The sequence below is a fragment of the Allobosea eneae genome (genome assembly GCF_042657265.1).
Taxonomy (GTDB): Bacteria; Pseudomonadota; Alphaproteobacteria; order Rhizobiales; family Beijerinckiaceae; genus Allobosea; species Allobosea eneae.
This window is the reverse complement of record NZ_JBHSLW010000029.1, coordinates 17,929-38,775: the sequence shown is the minus strand read 5'-3', so window position 1 is coordinate 38,775 and position 20,847 is coordinate 17,929. Positions and strand designations below refer to the sequence as shown.

Genomic DNA, 20,847 nt, shown 5'->3' with positions numbered 1-20,847 from the left:
AAATCACGGTCGCGCATCGGCCGAGGCTCTTGAGCGATAACGGCGCCTCATACATCTCGGCCGACCTCGCAACCTGGCTCGACGGCAAGGGCATGCAGCACGTACGCGGCGCGCCCTATCACCCTCAGACACAGGGCAAGATCGAGCGCTGGCACCAGACCCTGAAGAACCGCATCCTGCTCGAAAATTACTATCTGCCCAGTGACCTCGAACGGCAGGTCGCGGCCTTCGTCGAGCATTACAACCATGCCCGCTACCACGAGAGCCTCGGCAACCTGACGCCCGCCGATGTCTACTTCGGCCGCGGGCAGGCCATCCTCACCGAACGCGAAAGGATCAAGCGCCAGACCATCCAACAGAGACGCTTGCAGCATCAGCTGCAGGCCGCATAACCTCAAACCCAGATGAGCCAGAGCCTCCGTTCCTGAGACGCCGAGACAGTCTCAAATCATCTGACGACGGACAATTGAGCAGCAGGCGGAACGCCTGCGAGGTCTGAAGGCGGCTGGCATAGTAGAGGTGATATCCCGGCAGCGGCGGCGTCCATTCGCCCAGCATTCGGACGAGCTTACCTTCGCGCAGATGGGCATCGACCTGATCGAGCGGCAGATAGGCGATCCCGAGGCCTGCGAGCGCAGCGTCGAGAATGAGCTCGATCGTGTTGAAGACGAGCGGGCCCTCGACGCGAACGCGGATTTCGCGATCGTCATGAACCAGACGCCAGGCGTTGACCGTGCCCGGCGTCGGCAGCCGCAGATTAACCCCGCGATGGCTGGCGAGGTCGTGTGGTGTTGCCGGAGCCGGTCGCTCGCGCAGGTAGCTGGGCGCTGCCACGATCGCCATCGGGATATCCGGGCCCATGCGAACCGCGACCATGTCCTTCGACACATGCTCGCCGAGGCGCACACCTGCATCGAAGCCCTCGGCGACAACATCGGAGAGCTCATAGGTCGCGACTATCTCGACATTGATGTCGGGATAGTCGGCAACGAGCTTCGCTAAGGCTGGCAGCAGGATCGTCTTAGCCGCGTGCTCGACGCTGGTGATCCTGATCGTCCCCGACGGCTTGTCGCGGAACTCACCCAGCGCGATCAGGCTCTGATCGAGATCGCGCAGCATCGGCGCCAGCGTCTGCCAGAGCCGTTCGCCCGCCGGCGTCGGGGCGACGCTGCGTGTGGTGCGGGCGACCAGTGGCACACTGAGCCGCTCTTCCAGCCGCTTGATGATCTGGCTCAGCGCCGACTGCGACAGGCCGAGCCTGGTGGCGGCGCGGGTGTAGTTGCGTTCTTCCACCACAACGGCGAAGGCCGCCAGATCGGCCATGTCCTCGCGACGCATTCATCACCTCAGTGATAAGTTCAATCAGACTACTGCCATAGTCTGATGATTGGGGCGAGCCTAAGTTCTCGGTGTCGCGCCGCTCTGGCGCCCTACGACACCGCAACGGAGGAGACGACGATGGCTCGCAAGATCAGCTTCCAGAACAGCAACAACCCGACGATCACGATGTCGGCCGTTATTCATGTTCCCGAGGGCTTTGAAGAGACGGCAAGCTATCCGGCGATTATCGTCTCGCATCCCGGCGGCGGCGTGAAGGAACAGACCGCCGGCACCTATGCTGCCGAGTTGGCAAAGGCCGGCTTCGTCGCCATCGCCTATGACGCCTCCTATCAGGGCGAGAGCGGCGGCGAGCCGCGCCAGCTCGAAAACCCGCATATCCGAACCGAAGATGTCAGCGCTGTCGTCGATTATCTGACGACGCTGGCTTACGTCGACAACGAGCGCATCGGCGCGATGGGCATCTGTGCCGGTGCCGGCTACTCGGCCAATGCCGCGCTGCAGGACCGTCGCATCAAGGCGCTCGGCACGGTCAGCGCCGTCAATATCGGCTCCATGTTCCGCAATGGCTGGGAGAACAATGCGAAGGACGCCGACGCGCTGCCCTATACCGAGGCCGGCTCGAACGCCCGCACGGCCGATGCCGCCGGTGCTGCGAAAGCGCGCATGCCACTGGCGCCGGAAAAGGAGAGCGACGCGCCCAACGAGGAGCTGCGTCAGGCCTGGGAGTATTACCATACGCCGCGCGCGGAATGCCCGACCGCACCGGGCTTCGCCACCGCGCGCAGCCTGAACCAGATCATCACCTACGACGCCTATCACAAGGCCGAGGCCTTCCTGACGCAGCCGATCCTGGCCGTCGCGGGCTCCATCGCCGGCAGCAAATGGATGAGCGACGATCTGCTCGCCCGCGCCGCCAGCAAGGACAAGGCCATGCATGTCGTCGAGGGCGCCAACCACATGGACCTCTATGACGGCAAGCCCTTCGTCACTGAAGCCGTCTCGGTGCTGGCGCCGTTCTTCCAGAAGAACTTGGCTATGAGGGCGCGAACAGCCTATGAGGGCGCGAACAGCCTCGAAGCAAGCCGCAGCTGAGTAGCATCGGCGACAGTCGATATGTTGGGCCGGTGCCGTGGCGGCGCCGGCCTGGCGGTCCCTGTTGCTGCCTCGCGCCACTTCCAGACATTGGCTGATTGCCAGAAAGCGGACGTTGGCGGACTGGCCCCAGAAGCCGGGCAACAACGTCTCGCATTGGCCCAAGCGAGCGGGCACTCGCCAATGCGCGCGCGATCCGCCAACGGCTTTCGACCTGCAAAAGGTGACTTGGCCGATCGAGCTAGTGCTTGAAGAGCGCATAGTTGATGCCAAAGGGAATGTTCGGCAGCCGGAGTGGAAGTGCGATGGAGCGATGGTCGATCGTATCGATCGGGCAGACGAAGGCGATCACATCGCAATTTGCACGATCGACGGCAATTTGATGCGGGATGCAACCGGCCGCTTGGTGCCAGGGATTGCCGCAGCCCTGTTGAGAGCGGCTCAGAAGCGCCGCGTAAGAATTTGGCTTTTCATCTTTGTGGGGCTCGGGACGCCAGGGCCCAGACCTTCTGCTAGCCATCGAACAGGAAAATTGGTTTGAGTGCAGATTTTCGAGCGTGGACGGTTATCCCAGCCTAAGCGTTATGCGACCAGGATCCTCGGATACGCCAATTTTGCGGATACTGGATACTGGATGGGCGTAAGCGATAATGCGGCTTTCCTCCGGGGAGTACCTATCTGAATCGCTCAAGTTAATTGCGAGGCTTAGGGCGCCGTGCGGCCAAGCGTATCGCGAAAGTCCGGATGGGCGATTGCGATCATCTTCGGGAGGCGCTCAGCGAGGGACAGGCGACGAAGGTCGGCAACTCCGTACTCCGTAACGACAATGCTGGCGTCCGCCCTGCCGATGGTGGCCGGCCCCGACAGATGGGCGACGATTCGGCTGCTCAGCTGTCCCTTCACCTCGGCGGTAGAGGGGAGGGCAAGGATCGGCACTCCTCCCTGCGATGCGCGTGCCCCACGGAGGAAATCAAGAGCGCCTCCGATGGCGCCGACATAGCGACCGCCGGCTATCTCCGTGTTGGCCTGGCCTGACAGATCCACCTCGAGGGCAGAGTTAATCGCCGTGAAGCGAGGCAGAGCGGCGAGTTTCGAAAGCGCATGGGTTTCGGCGATCGGGCGAACCTCGATCGATGGATTGAGATGCGCAAAATCGAGCAGTTCGCGGCTTCCAAGGAGCGTTCCGGTCACCGACAGGCCGCGGTCAACGGGCTTGGCTGCGTTTGTCACCGCGCCGGATTGGATCAGCCGCATCGCCCCGTCACCAATCAGACCCGAGTGCAGGCCGAGATCTCGTCGGTCAACGAGAAGGTCTGCGATGCAATCCGGTAGGGCACCCAAGCCGAGCTGCAGCGTTGCGCCGTCCTCGACCAAGGAAGCGACGTTGGCCGCAACAGCCTGGTCAACGGCGCTGGGCATGCCGCGGGCGAGCGCGAGGACTGGCCGGTCTGTTCGTATGGCGACATCGACATCGTCCGCATCGATCAATGCGCTAGTAAACGGGGCCTGACGGTTGATTTCGGCCACCACGACGCGAGCCGTCTTGATCAGACCCTCGACGTAGTCGCTGGTGCAAGAGAGGCTCAGTCTGCCGTCATGGGGGTGCTCAGCCAGCTGCAGAAGGAGCACGTCGACCTCGCCCGCCAACGTCTTCGGCAGGTCCGAGTAATGCATCGGCAGGATGTCGAGCGCACCGGCTGCGGCGAGCTTTCGGTTGGTACCCGTTCCGCAGAAGGACGTAAAGCGGACATGGTCAGCGTGAGCTGGATCGACCGCGTCTCCGAGGCCGATGCCGACGAAGGCGGAGATCCCCCCGACCTGGGCGCGCTGCTCCATCAGCCGACCAGTCAGCGCGACTGGTTCGCCGCACGCCTGACCCCAGCAAATCATCTCACCGGGGCGAACGATCGCGGCAAAGTCGAGAGCCTCGAGGGAGGTCGTGAGTGGAGCCATCGTCAGCTTAGGCCAGTTCGAACACCGCGGCCATTCCCTGCCCGCCGCCAATGCACATGGTCTCAAGACCGTAGCGCACGTTGCGACGCTTCATTTCGTGGAGCAGCGTCGTCATGATCCTTACGCCGGTGGCCCCAATCGGGTGTCCCAGCGAAATGCCCGACCCGTTGACGTTCACCCGTTCGAGATCTACGCTCGGCCACGCCTGCAGAACCGACAGCACCTGGCAGGCGAACGCCTCGTTGATCTCGACGAGATCCATGTCGTCGACCGCGAGCCCGAGCCGCTTCATCAGCCGCGCCGCCGCTGGAACCGGGCCGATCCCCATCTCAGCGGGCTCGCAACCAGCAGCAGCCCAGCCCACCAGGAACGCATCCGGGGTCAGACCCAGGTCGGCCAATCTGTCCTCTGCCACCACCAAGCAGGCGGCCGCCGCATCGTTTTGCTGCGCAGCATTCCCGGCTGTCACGGTGCCATCGCGTTGGATTGCACGTAGCTTCGCAAGGCTCTCCAGCGTGGTATCCGCGCGAATGCCCTCGTCCTGCGCGACGACAATCGGGTCTCCGCGCTTTTGCGGCACGCTGACCGGAACGACCTCGGCCGCCATGCGGCCCTCGGACCAGGCCGCGGCTGCCCGGTGCTGGCTGCGCACGGCATATGCGTCGGCAGCTTCGCGTGAGATCGAGTACTTGCGGGCGAGGTTCTCGGCCGTCTCGATCATGCCGGAGATGTGGCCGAAGCGATGTTCGGGCTGAGACCGCTCGCGGCCGCGGTCGAGGCGGTCATAGAGCACGGGCGAACCCGAACGCGTGCCCCAACGCACACCCGTGGTGTAGTGCTCGATGTTGCTCATGCTTTCGACACCGCCTGCGATGACGACGTCGCAGGCACCCGACTGCACCATCATGGCTGCGGTTGCGATCGATTGGAGGCCGCCACCGCAGCGCCGGTCGAGCTGCATGCCGGGAACATGGACCGGCAACCCGGCCTCCAAGGCGATCCAACGGCCAACGCACGGCGTCTCGGAGTTGGCATAGGACTGAGCGAAGACAACGTCATCGACCAGGGCGGGGTCGAGACCGGTCCGGTCCAATACGGCATTGACCACCGTGGCTCCCAGCCGTTCCACGGGAACGTCCTTGAGCGCGCCGCCAAAGCGGCCCACCGGCGTGCGGAGAGGGGTTACGATCGCGGCGCGACGCATGCGGCAGCTCCTTCGGCCTCAGGCCGGATCCCAGGTAAAAACGTCCGACGACACGTCGAGGCCGTGGAAGCTCGCCGACAGCACCGGCATCGCGTGCTCGGCGATCTGTTCCGGCGTCCAACCGCCCTCGCGCTGCACCGAGCGAACTGGGCGTGGCTGGTTAAAGAGGAGGATTTCGTTGTTGCGGACACAGAATATCTGGCCGCTGACCGAGGTCGCGCGCTCCGAGAGCAGGTAGACGGCGAGTGGCGCGATCTTGGCAGGTGTCATCTGTTGCAGGCGAGCGACGCGTGCTTCCTGCTCCGGCGAGTCGACTTTGATCGAGCTGATCATCCGGCTCCAGGCGAAGGGCGCGATGCAGTTCGAGCGGACACCGAAGCGCTGCATATCGAGGGCGATTGATTTCGACAGCCCAACGATGCCGAGCTTGGCTGCCGAATAGTTCGCCTGGGCGAGATTGCCGATGAGCCCCGAGGTCGAGGTCATGTGCACCAGGCTGCCCGACTGCTGCTGCTTGAAGACCGGGGCCGCAGCGCGGCTGACGTGAAAGCTGCCGTACAGGTGCACTTTCACAACCCGGTCCCACTCCTCTTCCGTCATCTTGTGGAAGAAGGTGTCGCGCAGGATGCCGGCATTGTTGACGACGCCATCCAGTCGCCCAAAGGCGTCGAGGGCGGTCTGCACGATGCGTTGCGCGCCTTTGGCATCCGCGACGCTGTCGAGGCTGGCGACAGCCTCGCCGCCGGCCGCCTTGATCTCGGCGACCACGCGCGCTGCCGGCCCGTCATCCTGGCCGCTCCCGTCGAGACCTGCCCCAATATCGTTGACGACGACCCGTGCGCCATTCGCACCCGCCATCAGGGCGATATCTCGCCCAATTCCCCCGCCAGCGCCCGTGACGACGACGACCTTGCCGTCGAGCATGTGAGACACGCTCATGATCAGGCTTCCTTCAGGATTTGGCGGGCGATGAGGAGCTGCTGGATCTGGCTCGTGCCCTCGTAGATCCGCATCAAGCGCACGTCGCGATAGAAGCGCTCGACCGCGTACTCGCTCATATAGCCAGCGCCCCCATGGACCTGCACGGCTCGGTCGGCGACCCGACCAACCGCCTCGGTCGCGAAATACTTCGCAGCCGAAGCTTCGGTTCGGGCAGCGCCTTCGCGGTCGTAGATCGCCGCGGTCTGCTCCACCAGCGCCCGGGAGGCGAGGTATTCGGTGTAGCTGTCGGCAATCATCGCCTGAATGAGCTGGTACTCGGCGATCGGCTTCCCGAACTGCCGGCGCTCCTTGGCAAAGCCGGTCATTTCCGCGATGAGCCGCTTGCAGGCGCCAGTTGCGAGAGCCGCGATATGAATGCGGCCGCGGTCAAGCACACGCATTGCCAGGCGGAATCCTCGGCCGGGCTTGAGGCCGATGATCGCGCTGGCGGGCACACGGACATTGTCGAACATCACGTCGGACGTCGTCGTGCCGCGCTGACCCATCTTGCGATCCTTCTTGCCGATCGTCAGGCCAGGGGAGTCGCTCGGAACCAGGAAGGCCGAGATCGCATCTGCGCCCGGCTTGTCGAATTCGGTTCGCACCATGACAGTGAAGACGCCGGCGCGCTGGGCATTGGTGATGTAGCGCTTGGTCCCGCTGATCAGGTAGTCGTCGCCGTCCCGTACGGCACGCGTCGTCAAATTGGCAGGATCCGAACCCGTGTCCGGCTCGGTCAGGGCGAAGGCCGAGATCAGTTCGCCGCTCGCCATTCGTGGCAAATAGGCCTGCTTCTGCTCCTCTGTGCCCTCGAAGATGAGCCCGCGCGCGCCAATGCCGATATTGGTCGCCAGCAGCGAACGGAAGGCGAGCGCTGTCCCGCCAAAGATCATGGCGAGCTGGCTTTCCTGGCTGGCGGTCAGTCCGATGCCGCCGTACTCCGGCGGGATTGTCAGACCGAAGAGACCGAGCTCCCGCATCTCGGCGACGATCTCCTCGGGGACCTCGTCCTCAATCTCCAGCCGCATCTCGTTGGGGACGAGGCGTTCCGCTACGAAGCGCTCGACGGTCGCCTTGAGATGCTGGAAGGTTTCGTCGTCGACTGCCGGCTCACTCATGCGTCACGTCCCTTGTTGGAATGTTCTGCGGCAGGGAGGACGGTGCAGGTTCCTTCGACTGCTCGTTCCCCTGCCATTGTCTCGACGAAAATGTCGTAGGTACCCGCCGCGTCGTCCCTGAGGACGCCGCCCGCTCGGATGGATGAACCGACCGGCAGCGGTCGGATGAAGCGTGTATCCAGGGCCAGCTTTTCTGGAACTCCGCCGAAGGTGCGCTCGATCGCCTCGATCACCAGGTTGAGGCCGAGCGTGCCGTGTACAATCGGGCGACCGAATGCGGTCTTGGCGGCAAAGACTGGATCGAGATGAATCGGGTTGTAGTCGGCTGTCAGCGCCGCGTAGCGCGCGACCGCGTCCAGGTCCGTGATCATCTCGACGATGGCGAGTTCACGCGGCAGCGCCGCAGTCTCTAGCGTTCCCATTCCGCATTATCTCCGTGGAGCGCGTATTGCCGGGCCCTGTGTCATCGCGCCCAGATCGTTCGGATCTCGCCGTTGAGGACATCCTGTCCTTCGACACTCAGGACGACGCCAAACGTCACCCAGCCGCGTTCCTTGCGGCGCTCTTTTGACAGGCAGCTGACCTGCGCTTCGAGTTTATCGCCGGCCTTCGCCGAGCGACCGAAGACGAGCTTCTGGCTGGCGTGGATGTTGCCGGGCGGTCGAGGCTGGGCCGCGTTCAGGTAGGCTTCCATCATCGCTGCGACGAGCATCCCGGCCGGCACGCTCTCCTTTGACTTCCGCTCGCCATAGATGGCGGTCCAGTTGTCCAGGTGCGCATCGTCGAGCGTGATGGCAAAATTCCCCAGCGGCTGGCCAGGGCTGAAATCATCGAAGACCCAAACAGGGAGATCGGTTTGCGCGCCGCTCACCGCTGTCCTCCACGGCCTTGCGGTGCCGCCCGCCCACCGGCCAGCCTCCGCTCGGACTGCCGCACACCGCGAGAGACGCCGAAAAGTGCTTCACTGATCCAGTCGGCGGAATCGCGTAGATCGACGCCCAGGCGCTCGATGTCCTCACGGGACAGTTGACCTGCAATGCTGATCCCGCTGATCCCGAGCCGCGGCCGGCCTTCCGCATCGGTTACGACAGCGGCCGCGATCTCCAGGCCTTTGAAGAGCTGCCCCAGGTCAAACGCGTAGCCATCACGCCGAGCCTTCTCGACGTCGGCCGCGTAATCCTCAAAGCTCGGCGGGGCCTGCCATTGCAGCGCGTCGAAGCGGAGTTTCAGTTCGTCGCGCGGCAGGTTGCGCAAGGCGGCGTAGCAACGACCAACCGCACCCACGAAGGTCGGGAGGCGCGAGCCGTCGGACATGTCGACTCTGACCGTCTTCGCTGTTGAAACACGGTCGACGAGAACGATGCGCTCGCCATCAGTCACCTGCCAGAGGCAGAGCAGGCTCTTGTGCTCGCCGGAGAGCCGCGCGAGCTCCGGCCGGATCAGATCGGCCTGGTTGGCGCCAAGAAGCGGCAACGAGAGCTCCAGAACACCGAGGCCGATCCGGTAGGTCTTCGCCTCCGCATCGAAGTCCACCAGCCGCTCCGTGGAGAGCGTCCGCAGGATGTTGAAGCAGGTGCTGACGCTCACGCCGGTATCGCGCGCGATGACCGCTACACCCGCCGGCTCACTCATCTGAGCAAGCGATCGGAGGATGGAAACCGCGTTGGCGACGGCTCCGACGATTTTTGGCGAGAGGTCTTGATCAGGGCTTGCACTCATGTATGAATGGCTTTCAAGAAACTGTGAATGTCATTCAGCATAGAGAATGACTAACACGTCAAAGCAAGCGATGGAAAGCCCCCTTCGCAGAAAATAAGGGTGAGGAAAGTGGTGGACGGGACCGAACTCCCGATAGGCGTTAACGGCGCATCTGGCGTGGAAGCGGGCCTTTCGGGCCTGCGCGTGCTCGATCTCGGTCGCTATATCGCGGGGCCGTTCTGCGCAGCATTGCTGGCCGATCACGGGGCGGAGGTTATCCGCATCGAGCCGCCCACCGGCGCTCCCGATCGCGAAGTGATGCCGATCGGCCAGCCGGGTCGGGGTGCGCTGTATCTTCAGATGAATCGCAACAAGAAGTCGCTCGCGCTCGACCTCGATACCGAGAGCGGGAGGGCGGCATTCGAGAAGCTGGTCGCAACCGCGGACGCCGTCATTGTCAATCTGCCGCCGGCCGCCTTGCGCCGCGCGCGCCTGGACTACGATACTCTAAAGGCTATCCGCCCCGACATCGTGCTCTGCACGATCAGTGCCTACGGGCCGGAGGGAGACAGTCGCGACCGCATCGGCTTCGACGGCACGGGACAAGCGCTCAGCGGCGCTATGGCTTTGAGCGGGACTGGTGAGCGTCCCATCCGGGCCGCTGTCTCGTATGTCGATTACGCCACCGGAATGTCAGCTGCCTTTGCGACCTTGTCGGCGCTGTATGAGCGGCGTGGCACCGGGCGAGGCCAGCATGTCCAGGCATCGCTGCTGGGAACGGCGCTGACGATGACCAATCCGATGCTGATCGAGGAGGCGGCCGGCGCGCGCAGCCGCAAGCCGATCGGCAACCGCAGCCCGATCGCTGGCCCATCTGATCTTTTCCAGACTCGCGACGGCTGGCTGATGATCCAGGTCATCGGTGACGGCATGTTTCGCCGCTGGGTGCAGTTCGTCGGCCGCCCTGACTTGCTGGCGGACCCGCGTTTCACCTCCGATATCGGCCGGGGCGAGAACGGCGAGGCTCTGAGTGCGGTCATGGCTGACTGGTGCTCGTCGCGCTCGTCCGATGAATGTCTGGCAGAGCTTGAAGCCGCCAAGATTCCGGCCTGCCGGGCCCTGACCCCGGCCGAGGCTCTCGTGGCTCCCGAGAATGCCAATGGCGGCTTCTTTTCATTGGAGCCGGCGCCGGACGGCGCGAGCCAGATACCAATCGTCGCAAACGCTGTCCGAACAGCTGCGCTGCGGCCCGAGCACCGGCCTGCGCCGAAGCTTGGCGCCGATTCAGCAGAGCTCTTGGCCTCGCTCGGCTACGAACCGGACGAAATTACCGGCCTCACGGGCTTAGCGACTGGCAGCACGACACATCGATAGCGGGCACGGAATCAACCGAAGCTCGGAAGTGGAGGAGAGGAAATGACGTTTACGGCACGGATGAAGCTTCTCGGACTGGGGACCTCGCTTGGGCTGCTCGCCAGCCTCGGCGGAGTGCAGGCTCAGGAGACGATCAAGCTTGGACTTTCCGTTCCCCTGTCGGGCTCTGGAGCGATCTGGGGCAAGGGGTCGGAGTTCATGTGCAAGAAGGCGGCGCAGGAGATCGCGCAAGCCGGCGGCGTCAAAGCCGAGGGCAAGACCTACAACTTCGAATGCCTCGCCTATGACAACAAGTACAACGCTGCCGAGGGCACGCGCGTCGCGCAGACGCTCCTCAACCGCGACGGCGTGAAGTTCATCGGCGGCAGCCTTGGAACAGCTCCCGTGCAGGCGCTGCAGTCGCTCGCCGAGCGGCAGGGCGTGCTGATGTTCACGACCGCCTGGGGCTTCAGCATCAAGGGCCCGAAGTTCCCGCTGACCTACACCCAGATGAATACGGCGTTCGAGATCATTCCGCCGATGTTCAAGTACGTTCTTGAGCAGCATCCGCAGGCCAAGTCGGTCGTGATGCTCAACCCGAATGACGCGACCGGTCGCGAAACCGAAGGCGTCGCTAACAGGGCCTGGGTCGGCAACAACATCAAGATTCTGTCGAGCGACTTCTACGAGCGCGGGACGACCGAGTTCCAGCCGATCGCGGCTCGCATCGCCTCTCTCAAGCCTGACATGGTCGATCTGGCCTCGATGCCGCCGGCCGATGCCGGGGCCGTCCTGCGCGAACTGGATGTTCTCGGCTGGAAGGGCGTCAAGATCGTCGCAGTCGGCACCGGTATCGACGGTCTCAAGGCGACTGGCGGTAAGGCGATCGAAGACGTCTACATGGGTGCGGCCATCACCTTCGACAGCCCGGCCATGACCGGCCAGCAGAAGGCCACGAACGAAGAGGCTCGGGGCGTCCTTGGTGAGTCGCTCAACTCGATTCAGATCGGCTTCTACGACTCCGTCTACGCTCTGAAGGCGGGCATCGAGAAGGCGCAGTCGATCGATCCCAAGAAGGTCGCGGCCGTGATGGCCGATGTCTCCTTCACCTCGTTCTACGGCAGCAAGGTCGATTTCTACGGCACGGACACCTACGGGTCCCGCCAGCAGATGCGCCTGCCCGTGACGATCACTCAGGTGAAAGACGGCAACCTGGTCGAAAAGACCCGTCTCGTGCCCTCGGGCAAGTGACCTCCAGACCAAGCCAGGCACGCCCACCATGCAAACCGCGATACAGCTCACCCTGACGAGCCTGCAGATCGGCGCCGTCTACATCCTGTTCTCGCTCGGCCTGACCCTGATTTTCGGGGTCATGCGGATCGTGAACTTCGCCCATGGGCACCTGTTCGCCGTCTCTGCGTTGGCGGTGGCCTGGGCGGTGCCTTGGCTGGCAGGCAATGGTCTCCCCATCCTGCCAGCTTATCTGCTGGCAGCGGTGGGGGGCATCGCGATCGCTATGGCGCTCGGGCTTCTGATGTACGTGACCGGTTTCCGGTTTTTCCAACGCGACATGGTTGGGTCTTTCATCCTGTCGATCGGCCTCGTTCTGCTGCTCGACGGCGTGCTGCTCAAAGTCTTCGGCGGGGCGGTGAGGCCCGTGCCGGAGATTTTTCCTGGCAACATCTCCATCTTCGGGGCGGCTATCACTAATCAGCGCTTTGCCTTGTGCATCGCAGCGATCCTGATCACCGCCTCGCTCTACTGGGCGCTCACGCGAACCAAGCTTGGCAAGGCCCTGAGAGCTGTCTCGATCGACCACGAGGCTGCCATGCTGCAGGGCGTCCCCTACAACCGCATGGCGCTCGCCGGCTTCATGATTGCATCCGGTCTCGCAGCCCTTGCCGGGGCACTGATCGCCCCGGTGACCATCGTCTCGCCGGTGATCGGCGCCGACTATCTGATCAAGGGCTTCATCGCGGTCATCGTAGGCGGGCTCGGCAGTGTTCCAGGTGCGATCCTTGGCGGGTTGTTCGTCGCCGGGATCGAGACCTTCGGCAGCTTCTACTTCGACCCGAGCTCCGCCACAGTTGCCATTTTCCTCCTCGTCATCGCCGTTCTGCTGGTGCGGCCGAAGGGGCTTCTCGGCCATGGTTGATGTGAAGCTTCCTTACTGGCTGGGCGGGATCGCTATCGTCCTCGCGGGCACCGCTTTTGTTCGCGATCCCTATATTGCGAGCGTGGCCAATCTCATCGCAATCGGTGCGCTAACGGCGGTCAGCCTGCGCTTCGTCATGTTGATGGGCGAACTGAACTTCGCCACCGCAGCGTTCGTCGGCATCGGCGCCTATACCACCGGGGCAACGCTCACAATCCTGAACTGGCCGTTCCTGCTCGCCCTGCTGGCCGGCGGCGTCATGGCCGGCCTCGTCTCGATCCTCTTCGGCTACATCACACTCCGGACCAAGGGGCCTTACTTTCTCCTGATCGGCTTCGCGTTCACTGAAGCTGTCCGCATTCTCTACTCAAAGAGCATCGCGCTCGGCGGCACCTCCGGGATGGTCGGGATCTTTCCGCCGATGATCCTGGATGGCTGGATGCCCACCTTTATCGTCGCGGTCGCAGCCCTGCTTATCCTCGGGCTCTATGCTCTGGAGCGTTCTGACTTCGGGAAGATCCTGACCGCGATCCGCGACAACGAAAATGTTGCCAGGACGGTCGGCCTCAACATCCTGCTGGTGAAGATCGCCTGCTTCGCAACGGCCTCTGCCGCAGCCGGCATGGCCGGAAGCCTGCACGCCTTCGCCAACAATGTGATCAGCCCCGGCGATTTCAGCTTCCTCGTTGCGGCATTCGCCCTGGCGTACGTCAAGGTCGGCGGAGAGGGCAGCATCATCGGCCCGCTCTTGGGAACCGCGCTGCTCGTCGTGCTCGGCAGCTATGCGCTCGGCCTCGGAGGAGGGGAGCACATCTTCTACGGCGCGGCGATCGTGCTGGCGGTCCTGCTGCTGCCCCACGGCGTCACCGGACTAGTGAGCGGTAAGCGGCCCCAAGCCGGAGGGGGACACTGAGATGCTGGCAGAGCAACAACCCCTGCTGCGCACCAAGGGTCTGACACGCCGCTTCGGCGGCCTGGTCGCGGTCTCCGATCTCGATCTGGAGATTCGCCCCCGTGAGATTCTCGGACTCATTGGCCCCAACGGTGCTGGCAAGAGCACGACCTTCAATTTGATCAGCGGCTTCTATAAGCCGTCAGCCGGCGAGCTCTTTGTCTTTGGTGAGAACTGCACCGGTCGGTCGCCTCTGGCTATCAGCCGCCTTGGCCTGGTTCGGACCTTCCAGCACGGCAGCCTCATGCGCAGCATGACGGTCGGCGACAACATTCTGCTGGGCACCATTCACGGCGTCCGCGGAAGTGCCCAACGGCGTGCGCGCGTGGCGGAAACCGCCGAGATGCTGGGGCTCACCGCTTATCTCGCGGAGGAGGCCGGCAATCTCCCTCACGGCCTGCAGCGCCTCGTCTCCATCGGCATCGCCTTTGCGGCACGCCCCAAGCTGCTCTGCCTCGACGAACCTCTGACGGGTCTGAACCAGACAGAGGTCGCCAATACGCTGGCCGTTCTGGAACGCATTCGGGACGAATTCAGCTGCTCGGTCCTGCTCGTCGAGCACAACATGAAGGCGGTGATGCGTGTCTGTGACCGCATCGTCGTGCTGCATCACGGCCAGCATCTCGCAACCGGCACGCCATCGGAGATCCGCGCCGATCAAAAGGTCATCGAGGCCTATCTAGGGCATCGCCATGAGCACTGAAGCGCTTCCCCTCAAGGTCGCGGGCCTCTCGGCTCGCTATGGCGTTGTTCCCGCATTGAACGACGTCACCATCACTGTCGGCATCGGCGAGATCGTCACGCTGATCGGCGCGAACGGTGCGGGCAAGTCGACGCTGATCAAGACGATCTGCGGCCTAGTGCGCCCCAGCGCCGGGAGCGTCCATCTCTTCGGGGAGAACGTCACCGGCATGTCCCCGGACCGTCTCGTGCGGAAAGGATTGTCCGTGGTGCCGGAGGGGCGGCGCCTCTTCGGCGAGATGACGATGCTTGAGAACCTGGAGCTGGGCTCCTTCGCGCGCAACGACACCGCAGCGGTGAAGCGCGATCTCGACCGCGTGATTTCGCTCTTTCCGGAACTGAGGGATCGGCTCGCGACGCAGGCCTCGACCTTCAGCGGTGGCCAGCAGCAGATGATTGCGGTGGCTCGTGCCTTGATGAGCGCCCCGCGCATCCTGCTCCTGGACGAGCCGACAATCGGGCTCGCCCCGGCGATCGTCGACCGCATCGCGGATATGATCAAAACGGTTGCCGAAACCGGCGTGAACATCCTGCTCGTTGAACAGAACGCGGAAACCGCGCTCGCCATCGCCGACCGCGCCTACATCCTCGAGGGCGGCGCAATCACCGCCGAGGACTCCGCGAGCGTGCTCGCGCAGAGCCCTGAGGTGCAACGGGCCTATCTGGGAATCTGACCATGGCGCTCGACAGCAACGACATCTGGCAGCCTACCGCCGACTATATCGACCGTGCTCAGGTGACCGCCCTATCCAAACGCCTTGGCGCGACGGACATCGACGCACTCTATGATTTGTCGCTGGCCGAACCGGAGCGGTATTGGCGCGAGGTTACGAGCTTCTGCAATATCCGCTGGAGCCGCGACTACGACCGCTACTGCGACCTGTCTCGTGGCGCTCCGTTCCCTGCCTGGTTCGTCGGCGGTGAGCTCAACTGGGTCGACACGATCCTGGACAATCCCGAATGGGCGGCCCGGACGGCTATCATCGCAGAGCGCGAGGATGGCTCGGTCCGCGAGGTCACTTACCAGGAATTGAAGGATGAAGTCCGCAGCCTTGCTGCCGGGTTGCTCCGCCTTGGGCTGAAGCGTGGTGACCGCGTTGGTCTGCTGATGGAGAACGGCATCGAGGCCTCGGTCTCGCTGCTTGCCGTCTCGTATATTGGCGCAATCGTCGTTCCGCTCTTTAGCGGCTTCGGAACCGATGCCATTGTGGCCCGTCTCGGATCCTGCGGAGCCAGGGCGCTGCTGGCTACGACCGGCTTTCAGCGGCGCGGACGGTTTATCTCGACGCGCGACACCATTGCGTCCGTCAGGAAGGAGCTGCCGAACCTGGAGCTCGTCGCGTTGAAGCGGTCCCCCGAGGATACTGCTCCGACGGATGCCGATGCGGATTACCTCGATTGGCAATTGGTGCGGCAAAGCCCGCACAGTGCGCCGCCGTCTGCACGGATGTCGCCGAACGACCCTTTCATGGTGATCTTCACCTCGGGGACGACTGGGAAGCCCAAGGGAGCCGTCCATGTGCATGGCGGCTTCCCAATCAAGATCGCACACGACTCTGCGGTTCACTTCGACGTGGGAGCAGGCGACGTCTTTTGTTGGCCGGCTGACATGGGCTGGATCGCGGGCTCGCTCATTCTTGGTTCGGCGCTTCTCCGCGGCGCGACCCTGGTTTGCTACGACGGCGCCCCTGACTACCCCGACTGGTCGCGGATGGGCCGGTTGATTGAGACCTATCGCGTCACTCACTACGGCTCCGCGCCGACACTGATCCGCGGCCTGGCTTCGAACGAGGCGGTCAGCACCGCGCCCGATCTGTCATCGCTTCGTCTTCTGATTACAGCCGGCGAAAGCATCGCCGCCGAACATTTCGTCTGGTTCGAACGGGCTTTCGGGCGGAGTGAGTGCCCGCTGATCAACTATACGGGCGGAACGGAAGTCTCGGGCTGCCTGCTTTCCAGCGTCGTGACCAAGCCGATAGTACCCGCGGGCTTCAACACACGCTCGCCAGGGGTTGCGGTCGATGTGCTCGATCCCGCAGGTCAACCTCTGACCGGCGCGATTGGAGAGCTCGCGGTGCTCGCGCCCTTCGTGGGCATGACTGCGAGCTTCTGGCAGGACGAGCAGCGATATCTCGAAACTTATTGGAGCACTGTGCCCGGCGTCTGGATCCACGGTGACCTCGCGATGCGAGCCGGGGAGGGACACTATCTCCTCCTCGGGCGTTCGGACGACACCATCAAGGTCGCGGGAAAGCGCGTCGGCCCAGCTGAGGTCGAGGAAATCCTGGTCGAGATCGAAGGTGTCATCGAAGCCGCGGTGATCGGCGCCGAGGATCCGGTCAAGGGCCAGGCGCTCATTGCCTTCCTCACGTGCTCAGGGCCGGCCGACGACATCCTCAAGCTCGCAACAGCACGAATCCAGGAAAGGCTGGGCAAGCCATTTGCGCCCCGGGCTGTCTTCGTCGTGCCTCAACTGCCGAAGACCCGCAGCTCCAAGATCATGCGTCGCGTGATCCGCAGCGTCTATTCCGGCTCCCCCGCGGGAGACCTCTCCTCTCTCGTCAACCCGGAAGCGATCGCCGACATCGAGCGCATCGTCCGCCAAGGAGCCTGAAGCCATGGATCTGCAATTGCGCGGCCAGAAAGTCGTGATCACCGGTGCCTCGCAGGGCATCGGCGAAGGGCTGGCCGAGGTCTTCGCAGAGGAGGGTTGCAACGTGCATCTCGTCGCGCGTTCGGGCGACAAGCTCACCAGGCTTGCCGAACGCCTGCGCGATCAGCACGGCATCACGGTGGTGGTTCAGGAGCAGGACATTGCCGCGAAGGGAGCTGCCGAGGCCATCGGCAAGGCAGCCGGACGCGTCGATGTGCTGGTCAACAATGCCGGAGCCATTCCAGGCGGCGATCTCTGGCAGGTAGACGGAGAGCGCTGGCGCGAGGGCTGGGAGGTCAAGGTCTTCGGCTATATCGACCTCTGCCGGGAATTCTACGCAGCGATGAAGGCGGCCGGAGGCGGCGTCATCCTCAACAATATCGGCAATGGCGGCGAGAACACCGATTTCCGCTACATCGCAGGTTCGACCGGCAACGCTGCCCTGATGGCTTTCTCCCGGGCGCTCGGTGGCCGCAGCCTCGATGACGGCATTCGCGTCCTCGGCATCAATCCGGGCCCAGTCGCCACGGACCGGATCGTCAACATCATGAAGAAGCGCGCTCGCGAGCAGTGGGACGACGAGAGCCGCTACGTCGAACTGCTGGCGGCCTATCCGCTTGGCCGCGCAGCGAGCGTGCGCGAGGTGGCTGACCTCTTCGCCTTCCTCGCCTCGCCGCGCTCCGCCTACACGTCCGGCACCATCATCACCGTCGATGGCGGCATCACCTCGCGCCGCTCGATCTGACCGGAGGCAGCATGACACTCGAAGCCTATTCCGCCTTTCCATCGATCCTCTGCGATCGGCCCGCTCCAGGCGTTCTGCGGCTGACGCTGAACCGCCCGGAAAGCTTGAACTCGCTCGGCGCCGACGCCCATCGCGAGCTGGCCGACATCTGGCGCGTTGTCGATCGAGATCGCGAAACGCTGGCCGTTCTGCTCTGCGCCAAGGGCAAGGCGTTCTCTGCCGGCGGCGACTTCGAGGTCGTGAAAAAGCTGACTCAGAGCTTCGAGGAACGCGCCAACATGTGGCGGGAGGCGAGAGACCTCGTCTACAACATCGTCAACTGCTCGAAGCCGATCGTTTCGGCCATTCAAGGAGCGGCAGTCGGCGCCGGTCTTGCCGCCGCCCTGGTTTCCGACATTCCGATCGCGGCCAAGAATGCCAAGCTCGTGGACGGCCATGTTCGGCTTGGCGTTGCTGCGGGCGACCATGCCGCAATCATCTGGCCGCTGCTCTGCGGCATGGCCAAGGCCAAGTATCACCTCCTGCTCAACGAACCCGTGAGCGGCGAGAAGGCCGAGCAACTGGGGCTCGTCGCGCTCGCAGTCGACGAAGAAGAGCTGCAGGAGAAGGCGCTCGCCGTGGCCACGAGGCTTGCCGAAGGCGCGCCTTCCGCGATCCAGTGGACCAAATATGCCCTGAACAACTGGCTGCGGATGGCCGGCCCGACCTTCGATGCCTCGCTCGCATTGGAGATGCTTGGCTTCTCAGGTCCCGACCCGCAGGAGGGGCTGGACTCCTTCCGCGAGCGGAGAGCGCCCAACTTCCCGAAGAAGGCGCCGTTCTGAGATGCCCGCCGCCGGCTACGAGAGGCTGCTGAGCCCGCTCGCTCTCGGCCACGTCACGTTGCGCAATCGCATTGCGATGATGCCGCATGCGGTGATGTTCGGCGCCGGCTACGGCTCCGCGATCGAGCGCACGATCGCCTACCATGTCGAGCGCGCGAAGGGCGGCGCCGGCCTCATTGTCATGTCCAACTTTCTGATGCCGCCGTCCTGGCGCCAAACCGCGAGTTGGGGCGGCGCGCTCGAAACGACGGCACTCGGTGGGCTGGACCTGGCCAACGATCGCGGTCTGCAGCCGCATTACCAACGCATGATCTCGGCGATTAAATCCGAGGGAGCCTGCTTCGTCTCGCAGCTCAACATGAGCGGCCGCCAATTGCGGTCACCAGGCACAACCCAGTTCGGCATCCCGCTCTTCGCTCCATCGCCGCTGCCGTGTCCGCGAACCGGAGAGATCCCAAAGGAGATGAGCGAAGAGGACATCGCTGAATACGTTGCGACCATGGTCGAGGCTGCCCTGAACATGCAGGAGGCAGGCGCCGACGGCGTCGAGCTTTTTGCGGCTCAAGGCTACCTGCTGCACGAATTCCTGTCGCCGGCGACCAACAAGCGGACAGACCACTACGGCGGCTCCCTCGAAAACCGCATGCGCTTCCTGCTCGAAGGGCTTCGAGCAATCCGAGCCGCGGTCGGCCCGAATTTCCTTATCGGCGCCCGGGTAAACGGCAGGGATGATGTTCCGGGTGGACTTCAGCTTGCCGATGCCACCGCGATCGCCGCGCGTCTTCGGACGGAAGGCATCAGCTATCTGAATGTCAGCGGGCTGACCTCCCTCCATTATCCCGGCTGGATCGCAGACATCACTGCGCCGGAAGCTCAGTTTGCTGACGAGGCGGGAGCCATTCGACAGGCCGTGGAGGGCCTCCCGGTTTGCGTCAGTTCCCGTATCGCGACGCCGGAAGCGGCCGAGGCAGTGCTGGCATCCGGCCGCGCCGACTTCATCGGCATGGCCCGCGCGCTGATCTCTGATCCCGAGTTGCCGCTGAAGGCGGCCAGAGGGGACCGCGAGAGCATCCGCATCTGCACCTACTCGAACCAGTCCTGCATCGTCGGCCTTGATCGCGGACGTGGCGTCGGCTGCGTCCACAACCCCGCAGTCGGTCGCGAAGCTCAAATTGGAATCGGGACCATGCGTCCTGCGCCGCGATCCAAACGCGTGGCGGTTGTGGGCGGTGGTCCTGCAGGACTGGCAGCCGCGCGTGTTGCCGCCGAGCGCGGTCATCGCGTGACGCTCTTCGAGCGCGGCGCGCGCCTCGGAGGTCAGAACCTGATGACCAGCGAGATCACGTCGCGGCGCGGCTTCGCAGAGATTCACCGCTGGCAAATCAAGATGCTGGAGAGGCTTCAGGTCGACATCCGTTTGAATGCCGAGGCGGACCGGGCGACTTTGGCGAGCGGCGCTTTCGAAGCCGTTGTCCTTGCGACAGGCTCGTCGCCACGCCGCGACGGGTACAGTTCGCTGAGGCCCGGGGCTTCCGGCATTCCCGGCGCCGAACTCCCGCGCGTCCGAACCGTCTGGGACGCATTTCTTCAACCTGAGAGCTTCGACGGCCCAGTCATTGTGATCGAGGACGATCCCCATCTCTCCGGAACAGCGGCCGCGGAGAAGTTGGCCGAGCTGGGGCATGCCGTCACCATCGTCACACCGCACATGCATGCCGGCGCGGATTTGCCCGTCCATCATGCCCCCGCGCTTTACCGGCGCCTGGCTGCTCTCGGGATCGAGGTTCTGCCGACACGCTTCGTTACAGCGATCGAGGAACGGCGACTGATCTGCGAGGACCGCTTCGGCGGTGCGGTCAGTGAAATCGAGCATGCCGGCCCGATCATCCTCGCCATGGGCAATAGCGCGAACGCCAGCCTAGCTTCGGAACTGGCGGGGAATGACCTGGAAATCCAGCTCGTCGGTGATGCCGTGGCCCCGCGTCAGGTGGACATCGCCATTCTCGACGGCGAACGCGCCGGCTGGATGGTCTGAAC

The 20,847-nt window shown here is 63.9% G+C and carries 20 protein-coding genes; 12 read left to right on the top strand and 8 right to left on the bottom strand.

Annotated elements, in window-relative coordinates:
- Positions 1-392, top strand: a 392-nt coding sequence (locus tag ACFPOB_RS18165; RefSeq protein WP_377799791.1) for an integrase core domain-containing protein, incomplete at its 5' end; no start/stop codon positions are given.
- On the opposite strand, the gene ACFPOB_RS18160 is transcribed toward ACFPOB_RS18165, so the two are convergent.
- Positions 337-1,338 carry a LysR family transcriptional regulator gene (locus ACFPOB_RS18160; RefSeq protein WP_377799790.1) on the bottom strand — a complete coding sequence of 334 codons (1,002 nt, stop codon included), beginning with the start codon at positions 1,336-1,338 and terminating at the stop codon, positions 337-339. The two genes, ACFPOB_RS18165 and ACFPOB_RS18160, sit on opposite strands and share 56 nt — an antisense overlap.
- 120 nt (positions 1,339-1,458) lie before the next feature.
- On the opposite strand from ACFPOB_RS18160, the gene ACFPOB_RS18155 reads away from it, so the two are divergent.
- On the top strand, positions 1,459-2,433 hold the full coding sequence (locus ACFPOB_RS18155) for an alpha/beta hydrolase (protein WP_377799789.1): 975 nt from the start codon (positions 1,459-1,461) through the stop codon (positions 2,431-2,433).
- A gap of 705 nt (positions 2,434-3,138) precedes the next feature.
- Here the strand turns inward: ACFPOB_RS18155 and ACFPOB_RS18150 are convergent.
- From ACFPOB_RS18150 to ACFPOB_RS18120, 7 genes are read right to left on the bottom strand one after another with little or no spacing between them, the layout of a single operon-like run.
- Positions 3,139-4,386, bottom strand: a complete 1,248-nt coding sequence (locus tag ACFPOB_RS18150) for an acetyl-CoA hydrolase/transferase family protein (RefSeq protein ID WP_067994568.1) — start codon at positions 4,384-4,386, stop codon at positions 3,139-3,141.
- A 7-nt stretch (positions 4,387-4,393) separates the two neighbouring features.
- Entirely contained in the window at positions 4,394-5,590 is a 1,197-nt protein-coding gene (locus ACFPOB_RS18145) for an acetyl-CoA C-acetyltransferase (protein ID WP_067994564.1), read from the bottom strand.
- 18 nt (positions 5,591-5,608) lie between these two features.
- A complete protein-coding gene (locus tag ACFPOB_RS18140) occupies positions 5,609-6,523 on the bottom strand; it encodes an SDR family NAD(P)-dependent oxidoreductase (RefSeq protein ID WP_377799892.1) in 915 nt (304 codons plus the stop codon).
- Between the two features lie 8 nt (positions 6,524-6,531).
- On the bottom strand, positions 6,532-7,689 hold the full coding sequence (locus tag ACFPOB_RS18135; RefSeq protein ID WP_067994562.1) for an acyl-CoA dehydrogenase family protein: 1,158 nt from the start codon (positions 7,687-7,689) through the stop codon (positions 6,532-6,534).
- Positions 7,686-8,111 carry a MaoC/PaaZ C-terminal domain-containing protein gene (locus ACFPOB_RS18130; RefSeq protein ID WP_067994559.1) on the bottom strand — a complete coding sequence of 142 codons (426 nt, stop codon included), beginning with the start codon at positions 8,109-8,111 and terminating at the stop codon, positions 7,686-7,688. The genes ACFPOB_RS18135 and ACFPOB_RS18130 overlap by 4 nt, the downstream gene beginning before the upstream one ends.
- 41 nt (positions 8,112-8,152) lie before the next feature.
- Positions 8,153-8,560 carry a MaoC family dehydratase gene (locus ACFPOB_RS18125; RefSeq protein ID WP_067994556.1) on the bottom strand — a complete coding sequence of 136 codons (408 nt, stop codon included), beginning with the start codon at positions 8,558-8,560 and terminating at the stop codon, positions 8,153-8,155.
- Positions 8,557-9,408, bottom strand: a complete 852-nt coding sequence (locus ACFPOB_RS18120) for an IclR family transcriptional regulator (protein WP_291548159.1) — start codon at positions 9,406-9,408, stop codon at positions 8,557-8,559. Before ACFPOB_RS18120 ends, ACFPOB_RS18125 begins: the two co-directional genes overlap by 4 nt.
- A gap of 111 nt (positions 9,409-9,519) precedes the next feature.
- Between ACFPOB_RS18120 and ACFPOB_RS18115 the strand changes: the two genes are divergently transcribed.
- The 10 genes from ACFPOB_RS18115 to ACFPOB_RS18070 are packed head-to-tail and all read left to right on the top strand — an operon-like array spanning position 9,520 to position 20,845.
- The gene (locus tag ACFPOB_RS18115; protein WP_291548160.1) at positions 9,520-10,761 is read left to right on the top strand and encodes a CaiB/BaiF CoA transferase family protein; all 1,242 of its coding nucleotides are present in this window, start codon (positions 9,520-9,522) and stop codon (positions 10,759-10,761) included.
- A gap of 42 nt (positions 10,762-10,803) precedes the next feature.
- Positions 10,804-11,991 carry an ABC transporter substrate-binding protein gene (locus ACFPOB_RS18110; protein WP_377799788.1) on the top strand — a complete coding sequence of 396 codons (1,188 nt, stop codon included), beginning with the start codon at positions 10,804-10,806 and terminating at the stop codon, positions 11,989-11,991.
- A 28-nt stretch (positions 11,992-12,019) separates the two neighbouring features.
- Positions 12,020-12,895: a branched-chain amino acid ABC transporter permease gene (locus ACFPOB_RS18105; protein WP_067994544.1), complete on the top strand. Its 876-nt coding sequence runs from the start codon at positions 12,020-12,022 to the stop codon at positions 12,893-12,895.
- The gene (locus ACFPOB_RS18100; protein ID WP_067994541.1) at positions 12,888-13,808 is read left to right on the top strand and encodes a branched-chain amino acid ABC transporter permease; all 921 of its coding nucleotides are present in this window, start codon (positions 12,888-12,890) and stop codon (positions 13,806-13,808) included. Before ACFPOB_RS18105 ends, ACFPOB_RS18100 begins: the two co-directional genes overlap by 8 nt.
- Before the next feature lies 1 nt (position 13,809).
- Positions 13,810-14,550: an ABC transporter ATP-binding protein gene (locus ACFPOB_RS18095; RefSeq protein ID WP_067994538.1), complete on the top strand. Its 741-nt coding sequence runs from the start codon at positions 13,810-13,812 to the stop codon at positions 14,548-14,550.
- Between the two features lie 55 nt (positions 14,551-14,605).
- Positions 14,606-15,262, top strand: a complete 657-nt coding sequence (locus ACFPOB_RS18090; RefSeq protein WP_377799787.1) for an ABC transporter ATP-binding protein — start codon at positions 14,606-14,608, stop codon at positions 15,260-15,262.
- Between the two features lie 2 nt (positions 15,263-15,264).
- A complete protein-coding gene (locus ACFPOB_RS18085) occupies positions 15,265-17,202 on the top strand; it encodes an AMP-binding protein (RefSeq protein ID WP_067994531.1) in 1,938 nt (645 codons plus the stop codon).
- Positions 17,203-17,206: 4 nt separating this feature from the next.
- Positions 17,207-17,986 (top strand): SDR family oxidoreductase, encoded by a 780-nt coding sequence (locus ACFPOB_RS18080; RefSeq protein WP_067994527.1) that lies wholly within the window; start codon positions 17,207-17,209, stop codon positions 17,984-17,986.
- Between the two features lie 11 nt (positions 17,987-17,997).
- A complete protein-coding gene (locus ACFPOB_RS18075; RefSeq protein ID WP_067994524.1) occupies positions 17,998-18,810 on the top strand; it encodes an enoyl-CoA hydratase/isomerase family protein in 813 nt (270 codons plus the stop codon).
- A gap of 1 nt (position 18,811) precedes the next feature.
- Positions 18,812-20,845, top strand: a complete 2,034-nt coding sequence (locus tag ACFPOB_RS18070) for an FAD-dependent oxidoreductase (RefSeq protein ID WP_163006270.1) — start codon at positions 18,812-18,814, stop codon at positions 20,843-20,845.
- The last annotated feature ends 2 nt before the right edge of the window (positions 20,846-20,847 follow it).

Coding starts and splice junctions, on each gene's coding strand:
- ACFPOB_RS18160 (WP_377799790.1), bottom strand. CDS start 1,338: ATGCGTCGCGAGGACATGGCCGATCTGGCGGCCTTCGCCGTTGTGGTG.
- ACFPOB_RS18155 (WP_377799789.1), top strand. CDS start 1,459: ATGGCTCGCAAGATCAGCTTCCAGAACAGCAACAACCCGACGATCACG.
- ACFPOB_RS18150 (WP_067994568.1), bottom strand. CDS start 4,386: ATGGCTCCACTCACGACCTCCCTCGAGGCTCTCGACTTTGCCGCGATC.
- ACFPOB_RS18145 (WP_067994564.1), bottom strand. CDS start 5,590: ATGCGTCGCGCCGCGATCGTAACCCCTCTCCGCACGCCGGTGGGCCGC.
- ACFPOB_RS18135 (WP_067994562.1), bottom strand. CDS start 7,689: ATGAGTGAGCCGGCAGTCGACGACGAAACCTTCCAGCATCTCAAGGCG.
- ACFPOB_RS18130 (WP_067994559.1), bottom strand. CDS start 8,111: ATGGGAACGCTAGAGACTGCGGCGCTGCCGCGTGAACTCGCCATCGTC.
- ACFPOB_RS18120 (WP_291548159.1), bottom strand. CDS start 9,408: ATGAGTGCAAGCCCTGATCAAGACCTCTCGCCAAAAATCGTCGGAGCC.
- ACFPOB_RS18110 (WP_377799788.1), top strand. CDS start 10,804: ATGACGTTTACGGCACGGATGAAGCTTCTCGGACTGGGGACCTCGCTT.
- ACFPOB_RS18105 (WP_067994544.1), top strand. CDS start 12,020: ATGCAAACCGCGATACAGCTCACCCTGACGAGCCTGCAGATCGGCGCC.
- ACFPOB_RS18100 (WP_067994541.1), top strand. CDS start 12,888: ATGGTTGATGTGAAGCTTCCTTACTGGCTGGGCGGGATCGCTATCGTC.
- ACFPOB_RS18095 (WP_067994538.1), top strand. CDS start 13,810: ATGCTGGCAGAGCAACAACCCCTGCTGCGCACCAAGGGTCTGACACGC.
- ACFPOB_RS18085 (WP_067994531.1), top strand. CDS start 15,265: ATGGCGCTCGACAGCAACGACATCTGGCAGCCTACCGCCGACTATATC.
- ACFPOB_RS18080 (WP_067994527.1), top strand. CDS start 17,207: ATGGATCTGCAATTGCGCGGCCAGAAAGTCGTGATCACCGGTGCCTCG.
- ACFPOB_RS18075 (WP_067994524.1), top strand. CDS start 17,998: ATGACACTCGAAGCCTATTCCGCCTTTCCATCGATCCTCTGCGATCGG.
- ACFPOB_RS18070 (WP_163006270.1), top strand. CDS start 18,812: ATGCCCGCCGCCGGCTACGAGAGGCTGCTGAGCCCGCTCGCTCTCGGC.